Origin of the sequence: Micromonospora zhanjiangensis, from assembly GCF_042650605.1 — a bacterium.
Classification (GTDB): Bacteria; Actinomycetota; Actinomycetes; order Mycobacteriales; family Micromonosporaceae; genus Micromonospora_J; species Micromonospora_J zhanjiangensis.
Genome location: NZ_JBHSBN010000008.1, coordinates 283,671 through 298,698, shown reverse-complemented (window position 1 = coordinate 298,698; position 15,028 = coordinate 283,671). Strand labels below are relative to the sequence as shown.

General features: G+C 71.1%; 12 protein-coding genes, 2 tRNA genes and 1 rRNA gene. 3 read left to right on the top strand and 12 right to left on the bottom strand.

What is annotated here, in order from left to right:
- Positions 1–68 (bottom strand): 16S ribosomal RNA (locus ACFOX0_RS15090); the annotation flags it as partial.
- A 610-nt stretch (positions 69–678) separates the two neighbouring features.
- On the opposite strand from ACFOX0_RS15090, the gene ACFOX0_RS15085 reads away from it, so the two are divergent.
- On the top strand, positions 679–912 hold the full coding sequence (locus tag ACFOX0_RS15085) for a hypothetical protein (RefSeq protein ID WP_377545910.1): 234 nt from the start codon (positions 679–681) through the stop codon (positions 910–912).
- Positions 913–998: 86 nt separating this feature from the next.
- On the opposite strand, the gene ACFOX0_RS15080 is transcribed toward ACFOX0_RS15085, so the two are convergent.
- The 6 genes from ACFOX0_RS15080 to ACFOX0_RS15055 form a co-directional block, all read right to left on the bottom strand.
- Positions 999–1,796: a carbon-nitrogen hydrolase family protein gene (locus tag ACFOX0_RS15080; RefSeq protein WP_377545908.1), complete on the bottom strand. Its 798-nt coding sequence runs from the start codon at positions 1,794–1,796 to the stop codon at positions 999–1,001.
- A 152-nt stretch (positions 1,797–1,948) separates the two neighbouring features.
- Positions 1,949–3,244 carry an ATP-dependent Clp protease ATP-binding subunit ClpX gene (gene clpX / locus ACFOX0_RS15075; protein WP_377545906.1) on the bottom strand — a complete coding sequence of 432 codons (1,296 nt, stop codon included), beginning with the start codon at positions 3,242–3,244 and terminating at the stop codon, positions 1,949–1,951.
- A gap of 212 nt (positions 3,245–3,456) precedes the next feature.
- Positions 3,457–4,119, bottom strand: a complete 663-nt coding sequence (locus ACFOX0_RS15070) for an ATP-dependent Clp protease proteolytic subunit (protein ID WP_377545904.1) — start codon at positions 4,117–4,119, stop codon at positions 3,457–3,459.
- Between the two features lie 10 nt (positions 4,120–4,129).
- Complete coding sequence (locus ACFOX0_RS15065) at positions 4,130–4,771, bottom strand: ClpP family protease (protein WP_377545902.1); 642 nt, start codon at positions 4,769–4,771, stop codon at positions 4,130–4,132.
- Between the two features lie 179 nt (positions 4,772–4,950).
- Positions 4,951–6,297, bottom strand: coding sequence for a trigger factor (gene tig, locus ACFOX0_RS15060; protein WP_377545900.1), 1,347 nt, complete (start codon positions 6,295–6,297; stop codon positions 4,951–4,953).
- A 138-nt stretch (positions 6,298–6,435) separates the two neighbouring features.
- A tRNA-Pro gene (locus ACFOX0_RS15055) sits at positions 6,436–6,509 on the bottom strand.
- Between the two features lie 293 nt (positions 6,510–6,802).
- Between ACFOX0_RS15055 and ACFOX0_RS15050 the strand changes: the two genes are divergently transcribed.
- Positions 6,803–6,873: transfer RNA gene (locus tag ACFOX0_RS15050), tRNA-Gly, on the top strand.
- A gap of 389 nt (positions 6,874–7,262) precedes the next feature.
- On the opposite strand, the gene ACFOX0_RS15045 is transcribed toward ACFOX0_RS15050, so the two are convergent.
- Together ACFOX0_RS15045 and ACFOX0_RS15040 are read right to left on the bottom strand one after the other, a co-directional pair.
- Complete coding sequence (locus tag ACFOX0_RS15045; protein WP_377545898.1) at positions 7,263–7,676, bottom strand: contact-dependent growth inhibition system immunity protein; 414 nt, start codon at positions 7,674–7,676, stop codon at positions 7,263–7,265.
- A 369-nt stretch (positions 7,677–8,045) separates the two neighbouring features.
- Positions 8,046–8,252 carry a hypothetical protein gene (locus ACFOX0_RS15040; RefSeq protein WP_377545896.1) on the bottom strand — a complete coding sequence of 69 codons (207 nt, stop codon included), beginning with the start codon at positions 8,250–8,252 and terminating at the stop codon, positions 8,046–8,048.
- A gap of 692 nt (positions 8,253–8,944) precedes the next feature.
- Here ACFOX0_RS15040 and ACFOX0_RS15035 point away from each other — a divergent pair.
- Positions 8,945–9,172: a hypothetical protein gene (locus ACFOX0_RS15035; RefSeq protein ID WP_377545894.1), complete on the top strand. Its 228-nt coding sequence runs from the start codon at positions 8,945–8,947 to the stop codon at positions 9,170–9,172.
- 302 nt (positions 9,173–9,474) lie between these two features.
- Here the strand turns inward: ACFOX0_RS15035 and ACFOX0_RS15030 are convergent, their stop codons facing one another.
- The 3 genes from ACFOX0_RS15030 to ACFOX0_RS15020 all read right to left on the bottom strand — a co-directional run bounded on the left by ACFOX0_RS15030 (position 9,475) and on the right by ACFOX0_RS15020 (position 14,711).
- Positions 9,475–10,173, bottom strand: coding sequence for an LPXTG cell wall anchor domain-containing protein (locus ACFOX0_RS15030; RefSeq protein WP_377545892.1), 699 nt, complete (start codon positions 10,171–10,173; stop codon positions 9,475–9,477).
- A gap of 435 nt (positions 10,174–10,608) precedes the next feature.
- Positions 10,609–13,311, bottom strand: a complete 2,703-nt coding sequence (locus ACFOX0_RS15025) for a helix-turn-helix transcriptional regulator (RefSeq protein WP_377545890.1) — start codon at positions 13,309–13,311, stop codon at positions 10,609–10,611.
- A complete protein-coding gene (locus ACFOX0_RS15020; RefSeq protein WP_377545888.1) occupies positions 13,308–14,711 on the bottom strand; it encodes an Hsp70 family protein in 1,404 nt (467 codons plus the stop codon). Before ACFOX0_RS15020 ends, ACFOX0_RS15025 begins: the two co-directional genes overlap by 4 nt.
- Positions 14,712–15,028 lie beyond the last annotated feature (317 nt).

Sequence of the window (15,028 nt, the reverse complement as noted above, 5' to 3'; positions counted from 1 at the left end):
CGCTCGACTTGCATGTGTTAAGCACGCCGCCAGCGTTCGTCCTGAGCCAGGATCAAACTCTCCAACAAAAAATTAGAGAAAATCCTGACAACAAAAATGTTGCCAAAGGAATCCCAGCCGAACCAGCAAAAAATGCCGACCCGACACGGGGTATAAAACAATTGGCACTGGCTTATCAAGCACCCTGTTGAGTTCTCAAAGAACAAACACACACCGGAGTTAACCCCCGCTTGCGGCGGGCGTTACCCTCGGGGCAACTTGCCTAACTTACCCGGTCGACCTCGCGGCGTCAAGCTGATCTCTCAGCTCTTCTTCGCATCGCCCGGTTTTCTCCAGCAGAACGAGCACCGAAGATCGGTGGTCGTATCGTAGGAGGAAGTCCGCAGACCGGCCGGCCACCGCTTCAGCGGCACACCCGCCCGGCTCCTGCCGGCTCCGAGTACTATACGCGGTCGGTTTCGCGATCTCAAGTCCGGCTTCGCCGGCGATCGCACCACCCGCCCGGTCCCGATCGACGGTCACCCGCCCCGGATCCGGTGCCCACGGTTCCGGCTGTTTTGTCCGGTGTCCCGCGTGCAGAGAGAAAGTTACGCGTACGGCAGCGGGAAAGCAAATCGGCAGGTGTCGTTGCCGTCGCGCGCTCGGTCCCGGGCGCCCGGACGTGCGAGAGTGGCGGGCATGGACGATGGCGTACCGGTGCCGGCCGGTCACGTGCTCGCCGAGGAGGCCGTCCTCGGGCTGTTGCTCCCGATGTGGCACCTGGTCATCGGGGCGCTGGTGCTGTTCGCCGTGGTCGCCTCGGTGCGCCGGCTGGCCCGCCGCGGCCGGTCGAGGATGACCACGGCGCTGCTGGTCACCGCCGGCACGATCATCAGCTTCGCGGTCATCGGCATCCTGCTGCAGAGCCGCTGAACCGCCGGCGCTCCGGAGGCGCCTGGACGGCAACCGCCCGGCCATCCGGCGCTCCCGAAAGCCACAGCCGAGCCAGCCATCCTGGGCTACAGCCGGCGGTTGGCGAGGCTGGGCAGCTCGCGTCGGATGGTGACCGAACGGTCCAGGTCGATGTCGGCCACCGCCACACCTACCGTGTCCGGCATCTGCGCGACCACGGTGCCCCACGGGTCGATCACCATGCTCCGGCCGAAGCAGGTCCGGCCCGGGTCGTGGTCGCCGATCTGACCCGCGGCGATCACCCAGCACTGGTTCTCGATCGCCCGGGCGCGCAACAGGATCTCCCAGTGGTCGCGTCCGGTGTGCAGCATGAACGCCGCGGGGACGACCAGCACCTGGGCGCCACCGGCCACGGCCAGCTCCCGGTAGAGCTCCGGGAAGCGCAGGTCGTAGCAGATGGACAGGCCGACCGGCACGCCCTCGATCTCGGCCACCACCGGTTCCGTGCCGGCGGCCACCCCGTCGGACTCCCGGTAGGACACCCGACCGGGGATCTCCACGTCGTACAGGTGGATCTTGCGGTAGTGGGCGCGGCGGGTGCCGGTCCGGTCGAAGACCAGGCTGGTGTTGTAGGTGCGTCGGGGGTCCGGGCCGACCTCGTGGAACGACCCGGCGTGCACCCAGATCCCCAGCCGGCGCGCGGCCTCGGCGAAGAAGGCGGCGAACTCGCCGTCGAGCGGTTCGGGCGTCGGTGCGTCGGCCGCGGGGCCCAGGTAGTCCACGTACTCGGGCAGGACGGCCAGGTCGGCGCCGGCGTCGGCGGCCTGGGCGAGCAGCTCACCGGCGGCGGCCAGGTTGGCGGCCCGGTCGGCGCGGGCATTGAGCTGGCAGACGGCTACGCGCATGGCGACAGCCTACGGCCGCCGGCGACGCGGTGGGCGGGCGTCCAACCGCCCGGAACGGTCCGCCCGTGCCGCATCCGACGGTACGGGCCGGAGCGTCGACGGGTGCCCGCCGGCTCCGGGCCGCGGTGGTCGACCCGCGGCCGGACGCCGGATCAGGCGGACTTCTCCTCGCGGTCCCGACGGCGGCGGCCGCCGGTGAACTCCCGCGGCACGATCGTCGGGTTGACGTTCTCCAGGACCACCTCGCGGGTGATCAGTACGCGGGCGGCGTCGGGGTTGCTCGGCACCTCGTACATCACCGACTGGAGGACCTCCTCCATGATGGCCCGCAGCCCTCGCGCGCCGGTGCCGCGCAGCATCGCCTGGTCGGCGATGGCGGCCAGGGCGGCCGGTTCGAACTCCAGCTCGACGCCGTCCAGCTCGAACAGGCGTTGATACTGCCGGACCAGGGCGTTGCGCGGTTCGGTGAGGATCTGCACCAGGGCCTCGCGGTCCAGGCTGCGCACGTTGGTGATGACCGGCAGCCGGCCGATGAACTCGGGGATCAGCCCGAACTTGAGCATGTCCTCCGGCATGACCTTGCCGAAGATGTCGTCCGTGGAGCGTTCGGAGACCGAGCGCAGGTGGGCGCCGAAGCCGAGGCCACCCTGACCGGTACGGGACTCGATGATCTGGTCGAGGCCGGCGAACGCGCCACCGCAGATGAACAGCACGTTGGTGGTGTCGATCTGGATGAACTCCTGGTGCGGGTGCTTGCGGCCGCCCTGCGGCGGGACGTTCGCCACGGTCCCTTCGAGGATCTTCAGCAGCGCCTGCTGCACGCCCTCGCCGGAGACGTCCCGGGTGATCGACGGGTTTTCCGACTTCCGGGCGATCTTGTCGACCTCGTCGATGTAGATGATCCCGGTCTCGGCCCGCTTGACGTCGTAGTCGGCCGCCTGGATCAGTTTCAGCAGGATGTTCTCCACGTCCTCGCCGACGTAGCCGGCCTCGGTGAGCGCCGTCGCGTCGGCGATGGCGAACGGGACGTTGAGCATCCGGGCCAGGGTCTGCGCCAGGTGTGTCTTGCCGCACCCGGTGGGGCCGATCAGCATGATGTTGGACTTGGCCAGCTCGACGGCGTCACCGCCGGAGCCGGGCGCGTTGGACGCCTCGGCCTGGATCCGCTTGTAGTGGTTGTAGACCGCCACGGAGAGGGCCTTCTTCGCCTGGTCCTGGCCCACCACGTACTGGTCGAGGAACTGGCAGATCTCCATCGGCTTGGGGAGTTCTTCCCACTTGACCTCGCCGGTCTCGGCCAACTCCTCTTCGATGATCTCGTTACAGAGATCGATACACTCGTCGCAGATGTAGACCCCGGGGCCCGCGATGAGCTTCTTGACCTGCTTCTGCGACTTGCCGCAGAAGGAGCACTTCAGTAGGTCGCCGCCGTCACCGATCCGTGCCACCTACGTTCTCCCTGCGCTCATCGGTCCGGCGGTGCCGGCCCTGGGCTTGAGGTCTGTCCGCCTCGTCGGTCTTCGATCCCCCGCGGGCCGGACCGATGGACGGTGCAGACCCGACGTTACCCCCTTGGGGGGCATTCTCCGACCCCCAAAACGGGTGTGTCAGAGGCCGGTCGCCGTCCCGTGGGCGCGACCGACCTCTGACCCGTGCGTTGTCAGCTCGCGGCGTTGGCCGCCAGCAGACCCTTCTTCCGACTGGTCAGGACGGTGTCGATGAGCCCGTACTCGCGGGTCTCCTCGGCGGTCATGATCTTGTCCCGGTCGATGTCCTTGCGGACCTGGTCGACCGGCTTGCCGCTGTGCCGGGAGAGCATCTCCTCCAGCTGGGTACGCATCCGGAGGATCTCCCGGGCCTGGATCTCGATGTCCGAGCCCTGCCCGTAGCCGCCCTCGGTGGCCGGCTGGTGGATGATGATCCGCGAGTGCGGCAGCGCCATCCGCTTGCCCGGGGTGCCCGCGCCGAGCAGCACGGCGGCGGCGCTGGCCGCCTGCCCCAGGCAGACCGTGGCGATGTCCGGCCGGACGTACTGCATGGTGTCGTAGATCGCCGTCATCGCCGTGAACGACCCGCCCGGCGAGTTGATGTACATGGTGATGTCCCGGTCCGGGTCGCTGCTCTCCAGGGTGAGCAACTGGGCCATGATGTCGTTCGCCGAGGCGTCGTCCACCTGGACGCCGAGGAAGATGATCCGGTCCTCGAACATCTTGTTGTACGGGTTGGACTCCTTCACCCCGTACGACGTGCGCTCGACGAACGACGGCAGGATGTAGCGGTTGTGCACCGGCGCGAAGTGCGGCGGAAGCGTCATGTCGGTCATCGTCAACTCCTCAGCTCAGGGTCCCGGCGCCCTCGGGAACCTGGGTGGCTCCCGTGATCACCTTGTCGATGAAGCCGTAGTCCCTGGCCTCGGCGGCGGTGAACCAGCGGTCCCGGTCCGAGTCGGCCTCGATCTGCGCCTGGTCCTGCCCGGTGTGGTGCGCCACCCGCTCCTGGAACATCCGCTTGGTGTACAGCATCTGCTCGGCCTGGATGGCGATGTCGGAGGCGGTGCCCCCCATCCCACCGGACGGCTGGTGCATCATGATCCGCGCGTGCGGCAGGGCGTACCGCTTGCCCCTGGTGCCGGCGCAGAGCAGCAGCTGGCCCATCGAGGCCGCCATGCCCATGGCGACCGTGGACACGTCGTTGTCGATGAACTGCATCGTGTCGTAGATGGCCATGCCGGAGTAGACCGAGCCACCCGGCGAGTTGATCCACAGGTTGATGTCGCGGTCGGGATCCTCCGCGGCGAGCAGCAGCAGCTGCGCGCAGATCCGGTTGGCGACCTGATCGGTCACCTCACTGCCCAGGAAGATGATCCGCTCCTTGAGCAGCCGGTTGTAGACCGAGTCGTCGAGGTTGCCAATGGAGTCCCCGCCGCGGGCGTCAACCGCGCGCAGGGGCATCGCTGGGATGTGCATATCGGTCATGGCAGCCCTTCGCTCTCCGTACCGTCTATAGGCCCGACACTAACCGCTCCCCCGGGCCGCAGCGCCCCCGTCTGCGCGGTTTTCGCTAACAGCGCACGTGCGCCGGGACGTACCCCGGAAAGCGGTTTCGGCCGCCGTGCGCCACGGGTTCCGGGCGCGCGGCGGCCGACCGCGACGGCTCAGTGCTCGTGGTCGTGCTCTTCGCCGGCGGCGGCGCGGAGCTCGTCCAGGGTGACCTGGTTGCCGGCCGCGTCCGTGATCTTGATCTTCTCCATCACCGAGGCGAGGGCCTTGCCGCGCCGGACGTCACCGAAGACCGCGCCCGCAGCACCGGAGCGGACCAGCTGGTCGTAGTACTGCTGCGGGGCCATCCCGGCGCGCTGCGCCCGGTGCACGATCTCGTGCCCGAACTCGTCGTCGGAGACCTGGATCTCCTCGGCGTCGGCCAGGGTGTCCAGCAGCAGCTGGATCCGCACGCCTTCGGTGGCGGCCTCGCGCAGCTCGGTGTCGATCTGCTCCTCGGTCTTCTCCTCGGCCGAGAGGTAGTCCTCCATCGAGGCGCCGATCCGCTCCAGCTGGTCGACCATCGCCTGCTTGCGGTGCTCGACCTCGTCGGCCACCACGCCCTCCGGCGCCGGCACCTCGGCGGCCGCGACGAGCTGCTCCAGGGCCTTGTCCCGGGCGGCGTAGATCTGCTCGACCCGCTTGCCCTTGGTGACCCGCTCGCGCAGGTCGGCGCGCAGCTCCTCCAGGGTGTCGAACTCGCTGGCCAGGCCGGCGAACTCGTCGTCCAGCGCGGGCAGCTCCTTCTCCTTGACCGTGCGCACGGTCACCGCGACGTCCGCGTCCTGGCCGGCGAAGTCACCGCCGACGAGCTGGGTCACGAAGGTCTTGGACTCGTCGGCGGACATGCCGACCAGCACCTCGTCCAGGCCCGGCAGCAGCTGCTTGCTGCCCACCTCGTGCGAGATGTTGCTGGCCGAGCCGCCCGGCACGTCCTCGCCGTTCACCGTGGCCGCCAGGTCGAGCTGCACGTAGTCGCCCTCCTGGGCGGCCCGCTCGACGGTCTTCAGGGTGGCGAACCGCTCCCGCAGGCTCTCCACCTGCTGGTCGATCTCGCTCTCGTCGATCTGCAACTCGTCGACCGTCACCTCGATGGTGGACAGGTCCGGGATGGTGATCTCCGGCCGGACGTCGACCTCGGCGGTGAACTTCAGCGTGTCCCGGTCGTTGAACTCGGTGATCTCCACCTCGGGCCGGCCGAGCGTCTTCACGTCGTGCTCACGGACCGCGGCGAGGATGTTCTCCGGGATGGCGTCCTGGACCGCCTCGTTGAGCACCGCACCCCGACCGACGCGCTGGTCGATCACGGCGCTCGGAACCTTGCCCTTACGGAAGCCGGGCACCGTGACCTGCTGGCCGATCTCCCGGTACGCCTTCTTGAGGCTCGGCTCGAGCTCGACGAACGGCACCTCGATGGTGAGCCGGACGCGCGTCGGGCTCAAAGTCTCGACGGTGCTCTTCACAGGCGTACTCCTTGATGGATCTCAGTCTTTGTCTGGGCGTGCTTCAGCCCATCGAGCATAGTCGGGCCGCAACGACGGCCCGGCGGCGCCCGGCGACCGCGGACGTGATAGTGATCCACTCCGCGGTGCGGACGACAGTCGGGGTGGCGGGATTTGAACCCACGGCCCCTCGCTCCCAAAGCGAGTGCGCTACCAAGCTGCGCCACACCCCGTGACGAAAGGAAGTGTATGCCTTCCGCGCCCGCCCGCGTCGCCTGGTGCCCGCGCGCCGCATTTCGCCCGCGTCCGCGCGCTTCGTCCGATTCGACAACCATCGAGGGATTGGCGGCTTCCGGCAGTTCCGGTCCGCGCCGGATTGGCGGCCTGCGGTCCGCCCGGCCCGGCGGGTCGCGTTCGCCGCCGGCCACCCCGGGGGTACGGGTCGTCAGCGCGCGCCGGGGATACCGGTGGAGCGGATGCGGGGGCGTTCGGTAGTCTTGGTGCCACGCCCGGGCGACCGGGCGACGCGGGCGTAGCTCAATGGTAGAGCCTCAGTCTTCCAAACTGATTACGCGAGTTCGATTCTCGTCGCCCGCTCCGAACGTCCCGGCCCAGGTCAGCGGCATGATCGCCGCACCTGGGCCGCTGTCGTTCCAGCCCTCTTTGATCTCGTCTACCAGTGGCGCTGTCGTTCATGACTCCGTGGCTTCCGATCGCTGTCCACCCCCGGGGCACTCCTCGGGCGGGGCGTAGGCACGAATGGTGCCGTTGTGCCACGCGACTCTTCCGTCAGTGGTGAGGGCTACGACGCGGTTACAGACGGGGCACCGACCCCGCTGGTGCTGCGAACGCTCAATCACCGTGCCTCCCGGGTGGGTCGTTGTTACGTCGTCGGGGCTCATCCGCCGAGCCGTGCCACCCATCGTTGCCGATCGAGGCTCGGAAGCGGCCTGACGGTCTACGACTGCCCGGTGAGCGATCCGCTTTCAACGACCAAGAAATCGCACGATGGCGTCGCGAAGCAGCCAGTCCGGATCGCGAAGCTGAAGATCAGGATCGTTGAACGGCGGGCCGGCAACGAGCTCGCCAAGGACCGACGCCAGCCGCTTCCGTTCCGCTCGCAGGTTCCGCCAGGCCGTGTCGGGGAGCCGCAGTACCGTGGCGAGCAGGTCGCCCGGGTAGTAGTCGCCCTCCGACATGGGATTGCGGAGCAGTGCCTTTGCCGCGAGAGGCAGCAGAGCAGGCACGCCGATCTCTTGCCCGAGCATGATGCGCAGGTCTTCGACCGTGAACTCGGCGAGCGGCTTGCGTCGCAGTTCGGTGCAACGCCTCACGAGTGACGTGGCGTCCGGACCGGGGTCCGGCCACGCGCTCCCTTCAAGCTGTTCGATCGTCGTCACGGCGGTCAGGGTAGCCCGCCGCCACGGACGCGAATCGCTACGCCGACATGCGCTCGGCAGGTCGAGGAGTTGATGTGCATTTCGTCGTACGTTCGTGGCTGACATCCGTCGTCAGGTGACGGCGCAGACCGAGAGCGCGGCGATCGGCCGGCTCCGCTTCTATGCGGCCGGGCTCTCCATCGCCCTCGGAATGCTGGGCGTCGTCGCTTTCCTGCCCCTGGCCCGAGGAGACGTCTCGTGGGCAGCAGCGCCAGGCTGCCTTCTGATGATCGCCGGAGGCGCACTCGGGATCGGTTCACCTGCCTGCTCTCCTGAGGCACCGCGCACCTCTCACCTCCGGTCAGGTCCGCGGAGGCCGAAGTATAAGAGTCAAGGTGCAGCCAGCTGCACGCCGTCGACGTCTTCGTCACGTAGCAGCCGGTCCAGGTCCTCTGGCCTCATCCGCTTGATCGCAGCCTCAAGCTCGCGGCTGTACGAGCGGTCGTTCGGGTCGCTGCCGTTGCCGGCCGCTACCAGGCCATACGCCTTCATGAAGGGTCCGGGTTCGCCTCGGATCCGATCTTCTCGGCGGCTCATGCCTCAACGGTAGGTGGCGAAAGTCGTTCGTCGACAGCGATATGGGCGGCTGAGCAGCGCGGCTACATGTCACGGGTTCAGAAGCTCGTCCCAGTCCGCGAGGGCATCCAGCTCTTCGACATGTTTTCGGAGTGCTTTCGCAGTGGTCGGGGTCATGGCGCAGATGGCTAGTTCCAAGACCCGACGATGATCGAGTGGATCCAGGCAGCACGAGAGTTGGCCGCAGCCACGCATCTCGGCTCGTTGCTGCCGAGAGGCATGAACGAACAACCTCCACTCGCGTAGCGACTCAGCTACCGCGCCGGGATGCAGGCGGGACCGCTCAAGTTGGGCTATCTCAGACTGGCCACGGCGAGGGACGCCAGGGACCACGGCGATTCGTTCTCCGGGCTGCGGGCGCCGACGGAAGCCGGCGCGGGTCTGAGCTGGCGATCTACGAGACACGGCTCTTTCGGGTAATCGACATAAGGCACATGATCCCATGGGCCGTGCATGGAAAGGAGCCGTCCCACCGCTAGGCCGTGACGATCGCGTAAACGGTCAGCCGTCGTCGAGGCGGGGCGATCGCTGCCACACCCGCTGCGCGGCTTGCCATTGGATGACGAGGACCAGGCCGCGGTGCAGCCGGTCCGATGGGAAGCCGCCCCCGGCCCAAAGGCCGGGGCGGTAGCCGCCCGACGTCGGAGCTACTGGTGGGCGAGGCAGCCATCACCGTCGAAGTGGACGAATCGCAGCTCACGAGCAAGGGCGTTGATGGCCCGTTGGAGCTGTGTCTGACCAGCTTCCTCGTTCACCCTGAAGGCCAGCCAGCCTTCCTGGGCGGCCTCTTCAACCACCACATGGGCGAGACGTTCAATCGACTGGAGGTAGTCGACGTCTCCGCAATTGTCAGCCCGATCCACGGCACCTCCCACCTTTGATCGATCGACCGTACAGCCAAGAAGGCCATCCTCGGGCACCCAGAGTGCAACGTGCAGAGTGCTTGCAATGATCTTGGCTTGCGGAACCGGTGGACGTCTCAGACGTACAGGTCACCGACAGGTTCGGCGGCCCGACTCAGTCGCCTTTGTAAGCCGTGTGTCGCATATACACACTTCTGAGTACAGTAGCCGCACCCGGACCGAAGGCCGGGAGCGGTGAGCCGAAGGATGCCGGACAACCGCGCCCCAGCGCGCCGCCGCCCGGCCCGACGAAACATCGGGCCGGGCGCGCGTCGATTGAGCTACGCCACGAAGCGGGAACGGCGTCGGCGTCCGATCACGTAGCCCACGGCGCCGAGGAGCAGCAGCGCACCGCCGATGCTGGCCACGGTCGCGGTGGCGGCACCGGTCACGGGCAGCCCACCGCCCTCGCCGCCGGGGGCACCCGGGCTGGCGGAGGGAGCAGCGGTCGGCGCGGCGGTCGCCGTGGCGCTCGGAGTCGGTGTGGGCGCAGCCGCGCAGTCAAGCGCGCGTGCGACGTACAGGCCGTTGTTCAGATACTCCAGGAGGGCGTCGATGGTCCCGTCGTCGAGCGTCTTCTGCGCGGCCGCCTTCACGTTGGCGCCGGCGCGCGTCATGGTCTGGCCCACGGTGATCCGCAGCGCCGTCGTCCAGGTGTTCTGCAGGTCCTTCTTGAGGAATGCGCGGAGTGCGTCCGCGGTGCCGTTCAGCCGCTCCTCCAGCCGGCCGGGCAGGACGGGCAGCGACTCGGCGTTCGCCGTGTCCAGGATCCGGTAGGCCAGCAGCCGCAACTCTGCCTCGTTGGCGGCGTCCAGGTCGATGGTGACCAGTTCGCGGATGTCCTTGTACACCTTGCGTTCGATCGTCTGGCAGGACTCGTTCTGCCCGGGCGCCTGGGCGTGGACTTGGGCCACCGCCGGCGCCGCCGGAATCAGAAAGGCCAGCGCCATGAGGACGCCGGCCGGGATCTTCCATCGCATGTGGATCTTCCTCCCCGTTGCAGTCAAAACACGGGGATAGTACCGGCGGGTCATCGGGCTTGTGCGCGGATGTTGTCCGGCCAGTGCGACTGGACTCCGAGATCGGACAGGACCGACTGAAATTCGGCGCACAGGTCCGACCTCGACCAGACGTCCCGCCCGAGGTTCGGTCGGCGCAGCGCTCTGCCGGCCTCCGGTTCCTCGGCGGCCCAGCCGATTCCCCGGAGTTTGTGAACGTCTGGTGTCGCTCCAGCAGCACCAGATGCACCCAAACCCGTCGGCGCGGCGACAGCGGCGGGCGGGACGGGTATCGGGGATACGAGCGGGCGGGCGTAGGCGTCGGGCAATTGTCGAAAATCGGACCCGGCCACCGCTCCTGACGGCCTGGTTGGGCGGTGGTTCCCCCATTGCTGCCTGCCAGCGGCGGAGGAACCGTCAGCCGGCGTCGGTGAGGATCTCGCGGAGGCGGGCCAGCAGGTCGGGGCGGCTGGTGCAGTTCAGCCGGGACCGCATCCGGGCCACGTGGTGTTCGACGGTCTTGGCCGAGATGAACAGCCGGTCCCCGATCTGCCGGTAGGTCAACCCGTCCAGCACCAGCCCGGCCACCTCCCGCTCCCGCTCGCTGAGCGGGGACTCGGCCGCGGCGGCCGGCACCCCGGCCGTCCCGGCCATCCCGGTCGTCGGGGCCAGCGCGGCGGCGCTCGGCTGCTCGGGCGGTACGGCGGCGCGGGCCGACGGTCGGCCCTGCAGCGCCCGGGCGCACTCCAGGAGCGTGGTCATCGCCCGCCGGTCGGTGGTACGGATGGCCGCCTGCCCGGCCAGCCGTGCGGCGTCCCAGCACAGGCCCACGTCGGACAGTTCGCGGGCCGCCGCCTCGACGCGTACCGGGTCGATGTCGGCGCGCAGCACGGCCCGCCAGGCGTCGGCGGCGCCGGCCAGGGCGGCGGCGTACCGGCCGTGGCCGGCGGCCCGGCGCAGCGCGGCGGTGTGTTCGTCGGCGGCGGCCGGGTGTTCGGCGGCGATCGCCGCGTGCAGCAGGTTCCAGTGCAGCGGCGTCGACCAGAGCACCGGGTCGCCGAGCCGGTGCAGCACCGCGCGGGCCTCGGCGAGCTGCGGGCCGAGCCGGTCCAACTCGCCGAGGCGGGCGGCGGCCACCGCGAGTTCGCCGAGCGGCAGCAGGGTGAACAGGTCGACGGGGTGGCGCAGCACGGCCTCCCGGGCGTACCCCCAGGCACGCCGCAGGGTCGGCAGGTCGCTGTTGCGGCGGGCGATGCCGACCTGGAGGGCGGCGTGCAGCAGCAGGTCGCGCGGTTCCAGCGGGCGGCCGTCGGCGACGGCCGCGGCGGTCTCCTCGGCCGCCGCGGCGGTCCGACCGCCGAGCATCGCGACGCAGGCGCGCAGCAGCCGGTGCCGGCGGGCCAGCAGCGGACCGCCGGTACGGGCGGCCACGGCCCGGTCGAGCACCCGCGCGCCGATCTCCAGTTCGCCGCAGTGCAGCGCGGTCAGCGCGGCCAGCGCCGCCGGGCTGTCCGGCAGCAGCGCGGCCCGGCCGGCCGGTTCCAGCAGCGCGGCGGCCTGCACGAACGCGGAAAGTGCGGCGGTGGGCGCCCCGGTGAGGGTTTCCCGCAGGCCGCGGGCGGTCAGGTTGGCGGCCCCGGCGAGCAGGGTGGGCGGCTCGTCGACCGGCGGTTCGAACGGCTCGTCGAGCCGGCCGGTGCCCACCGCGCCGACCGTGGCGTGGGCCAGCGAGGTGGCGGTGCCGGCCCAGCGGTACAGCTCGGCGCTGCGGGCAAGTTGGCCCCGGTGCGCGAGCGCGGTCGCGGCGACGGTGGCCGCCTCGGCGCGGCTGGCCGGGTTGGCCGTACCGATCAGCCGGTCGGCCAGCCGCAGCGCGGCGTCCAGGTCGCCGGCGAGCGCGGCGGCGGCGGCCTGCCGGGCGGTGCCGCCGCGGCCGTCGGCGGCCGCCGCGGCGAAGAGTTCGGCGGCGTACCCGGGGTCGTCGGCGAGCGCCTCCTCGGCGGCGGCGGCCAGCATCGCGGCCGGGTAACCGCCGTCGGCGCCGACCGCGCGCAGCGTCCGGACCAGCGGCAGCACCGGGCCGCCGCGGGCCAGCCGCAGCTCGGTGAGCCGCTGCCAGACGGCGTCCCGCGCGGCGGCCGGGGCGAGGGTGGCGATCGCGCGGGCGACAAGCGGGGCGAGCCGGCCGTCCGGGCCGAGCAGCCCGGCCGCGGCCGCCTCGGCGACCGCCTCGCCCACGGCCGCCGGGTCGCGCCGCAGCAGCGCCGCGAGCAGTTCCACCGGCAGCGGCCCGCCGGCCGCGGCGGCCAGCAGCAACGCCCGGGTGTCCGGGCCGAGGGCGTCCAGATCGGGCCCGAGTTCGAGGACGACGGACCGGGGCACCGCCCGCTCGGCCCGCCGGCCGGTCCCGCCCGGCACGGGTACGGCGTGCTCGCGCACCCCGCGCGCCAACCGCTCGACGTCCCGGGGCACCCCACCGGTCTGTGCCTGCACGAACCGGGCCACCGCGGGATCGGTCAGGCCCACCGTGTCGGCCAGGTGCGCGGCGGTCTGCGCCGGGGTGAACGGGGGCAGCGGCAGCGGCTGCCCGTGCCGGCGGAGCAGGTCGACCAGCCGGGCCAGGGCCGGCGGCTGCGGCCACGGCCGGTAGCCGACCACCAGCCGGACCGGTCCGCTCTCCAGCAGGTCGCCCAGCGCCCGCAGCCGGGCCTCGTCGAGCAGGTGCGCGTCGTCCAGCAGCAGCACCTGGTCCGCGCCGAGCCGGCCGGCGCCGACCCGGTCCAGCTCGGTCCGGTCCGGTCCGAACCGGTCGCCGTCGGAGCGGTCGACGTCGACCCGGTTGCCGTCCGAATGGTCGGGGTCGGATCGGTCGGGGTCGGAACGGTCGGGGTCGGAACGGATCGGGTACTCGGTGAGCACGGTCAGGCCGGCTCGGCGGTAGGCGCGGGCGAACGCGTCCAGCAGCACGGTCTTGCCGTGCCCGCCGGGCGCCGGCAGGGCCAGGCAGAGCGGCCCGTACGGGTCGGCCGCCACGCCGGCGAGCAGGGCGCCGGCGCGTTCGCCGAGGACCGGCCGGACGCCGTCGACGGTGCGCGGGTCCACGGTGGTCATGATGGTCATTCGGCGCGTCCCCGGCCGCGAACCAGGGCCAGCCGGGACGCCTTGGGCAGCTCCAGCGGGGCGAGTCGGACCGGCGGTCGGGGCGGTGGTTCCGGGGCGTCGTCGCCGTATCCGGTGTCGGCCGGGTAGCGGGTCGGGTCGCCGTGCCGCGCCTCGTCCGGGTAGCGGTCCAGGGTGCCCGCCCGGCGGTGGGCGAGCTCGTTGCCGTACCGGTCGGGGACGGCGCCGTGGTGGGCCTGGTCGGCGGGGGCGACACCGTGCCGGTCGGCCGGGTCGTGACGCCGGTCCGGCGCGGGCGACCGGGGCGCGGGCCGGGCCGGCCGGACGCCGGTGCTGCGGGCCGCGACCTGGCAGCCGGCGAGCGCGGCGCCGGTCGCGGCGGTGGTCCGCGGTTCGGCCTGCACCTGCACCGGGCCGGGGAACCGCGCGGTCAGCAGCTCGGTGAGCAGCGGGATCCGGGCCGACCCGCCGGCCAGCAGCACCCCGTCGAGTTGGTCCGGCGCCAGCCCGGCCCAACGGACCGCCCGGTCCAGCAGGTCCACGGTGGTACGCAGGGCCGGACGGATCATCTCCTCGTACTCGGCCCGGGTCACCGGGATCCGCACCGGGCCGGCGGGCGACCGGACCAACACGTCGGTCTCGGTGGCCACGGCCAGGTCCCGCCGCGCCCGCGCGCAGGCGGCCCGCAGGTCGGGCGGCGCGGACCCGCCGGCCGACCGACCGCCGACCGCCGACCGGCCCAGGACGGTACGCACGTGCTCGGCCAGGATCTCGTCCAACTCCGCGCCGCCGAACTCGTCCAGCCGCTGCGCCAGCCCGACCGTGGCGAACCCGCCGCGCTCGGTGGCCCGGACCGCGGTCGCCTCGAAGCTGGTGCCGCCCAGGGTGTAGACCGCCGCGGTGGTGCCGCCGAAGCCGCGGGCGGCGTGGCTCTCGGTCGCCGCCACCGCCCGGGGCAGCAGCACCGCGTCACCGAGGCCGATCTCCCACAGCGCCCGGTGCAGCAACCCCCGGCGGTACGCCCCCCAGCCGCTCGGATGGGCCAGGACGATCGCCTCGGGGCGTTCGCCGACCCCGGTGGTGACCCGGTCGACCACCCACCGGGCCAGTACCGCGGTGAGTTCCTCGGCGGTGCACGAGCGGCCACCCACCAGCACCGGTACGTCGTCACCGACCCGTCCGACGAAGTCGCGCGCCTTGCGCTCGCCGTCCGGGCTGCCGGCCGGCGGGTCGCCGACGGCCAGCTCGCCGTGCTCGGCCAGGTACACCACGGACGGTACGGCGGTCGAGCCCGGTTCGAGCTCCACCGGTTCGGGACGGGTCCAGGTCCCGCCGCGGATCCGGGACACCGCGGCGGCGGTGGTGCTGCTGCCTGCGTCGATTCCGAGGACGTACGGCATCCGTTGGTTACCCCCACCACGAGTCGAGCGGTCGGTCCGGGGGCGGTACCGCGGCGCGGCGTACCGGTCCCCGACTGTCGTATCGCGCCGGGGCGGCCAGACGTAACAGATCGGGGCGGACGTCCGTTCGGTGTGACCCGTTCCCCCTAACGTCCAATCCGGACGATCCCCTAACGCGGGTGGACCGGATACGGGACGCCGCCCCGATGACCGGACCGTGGCGCCGCCCCTAGCGTCGTAACCGCGCCGCCGTCCCGGCTTCGAACGGGTCGCCGCGGACGACAGCCATCCGGCCACTGTTGAGGAGAACCAGCACA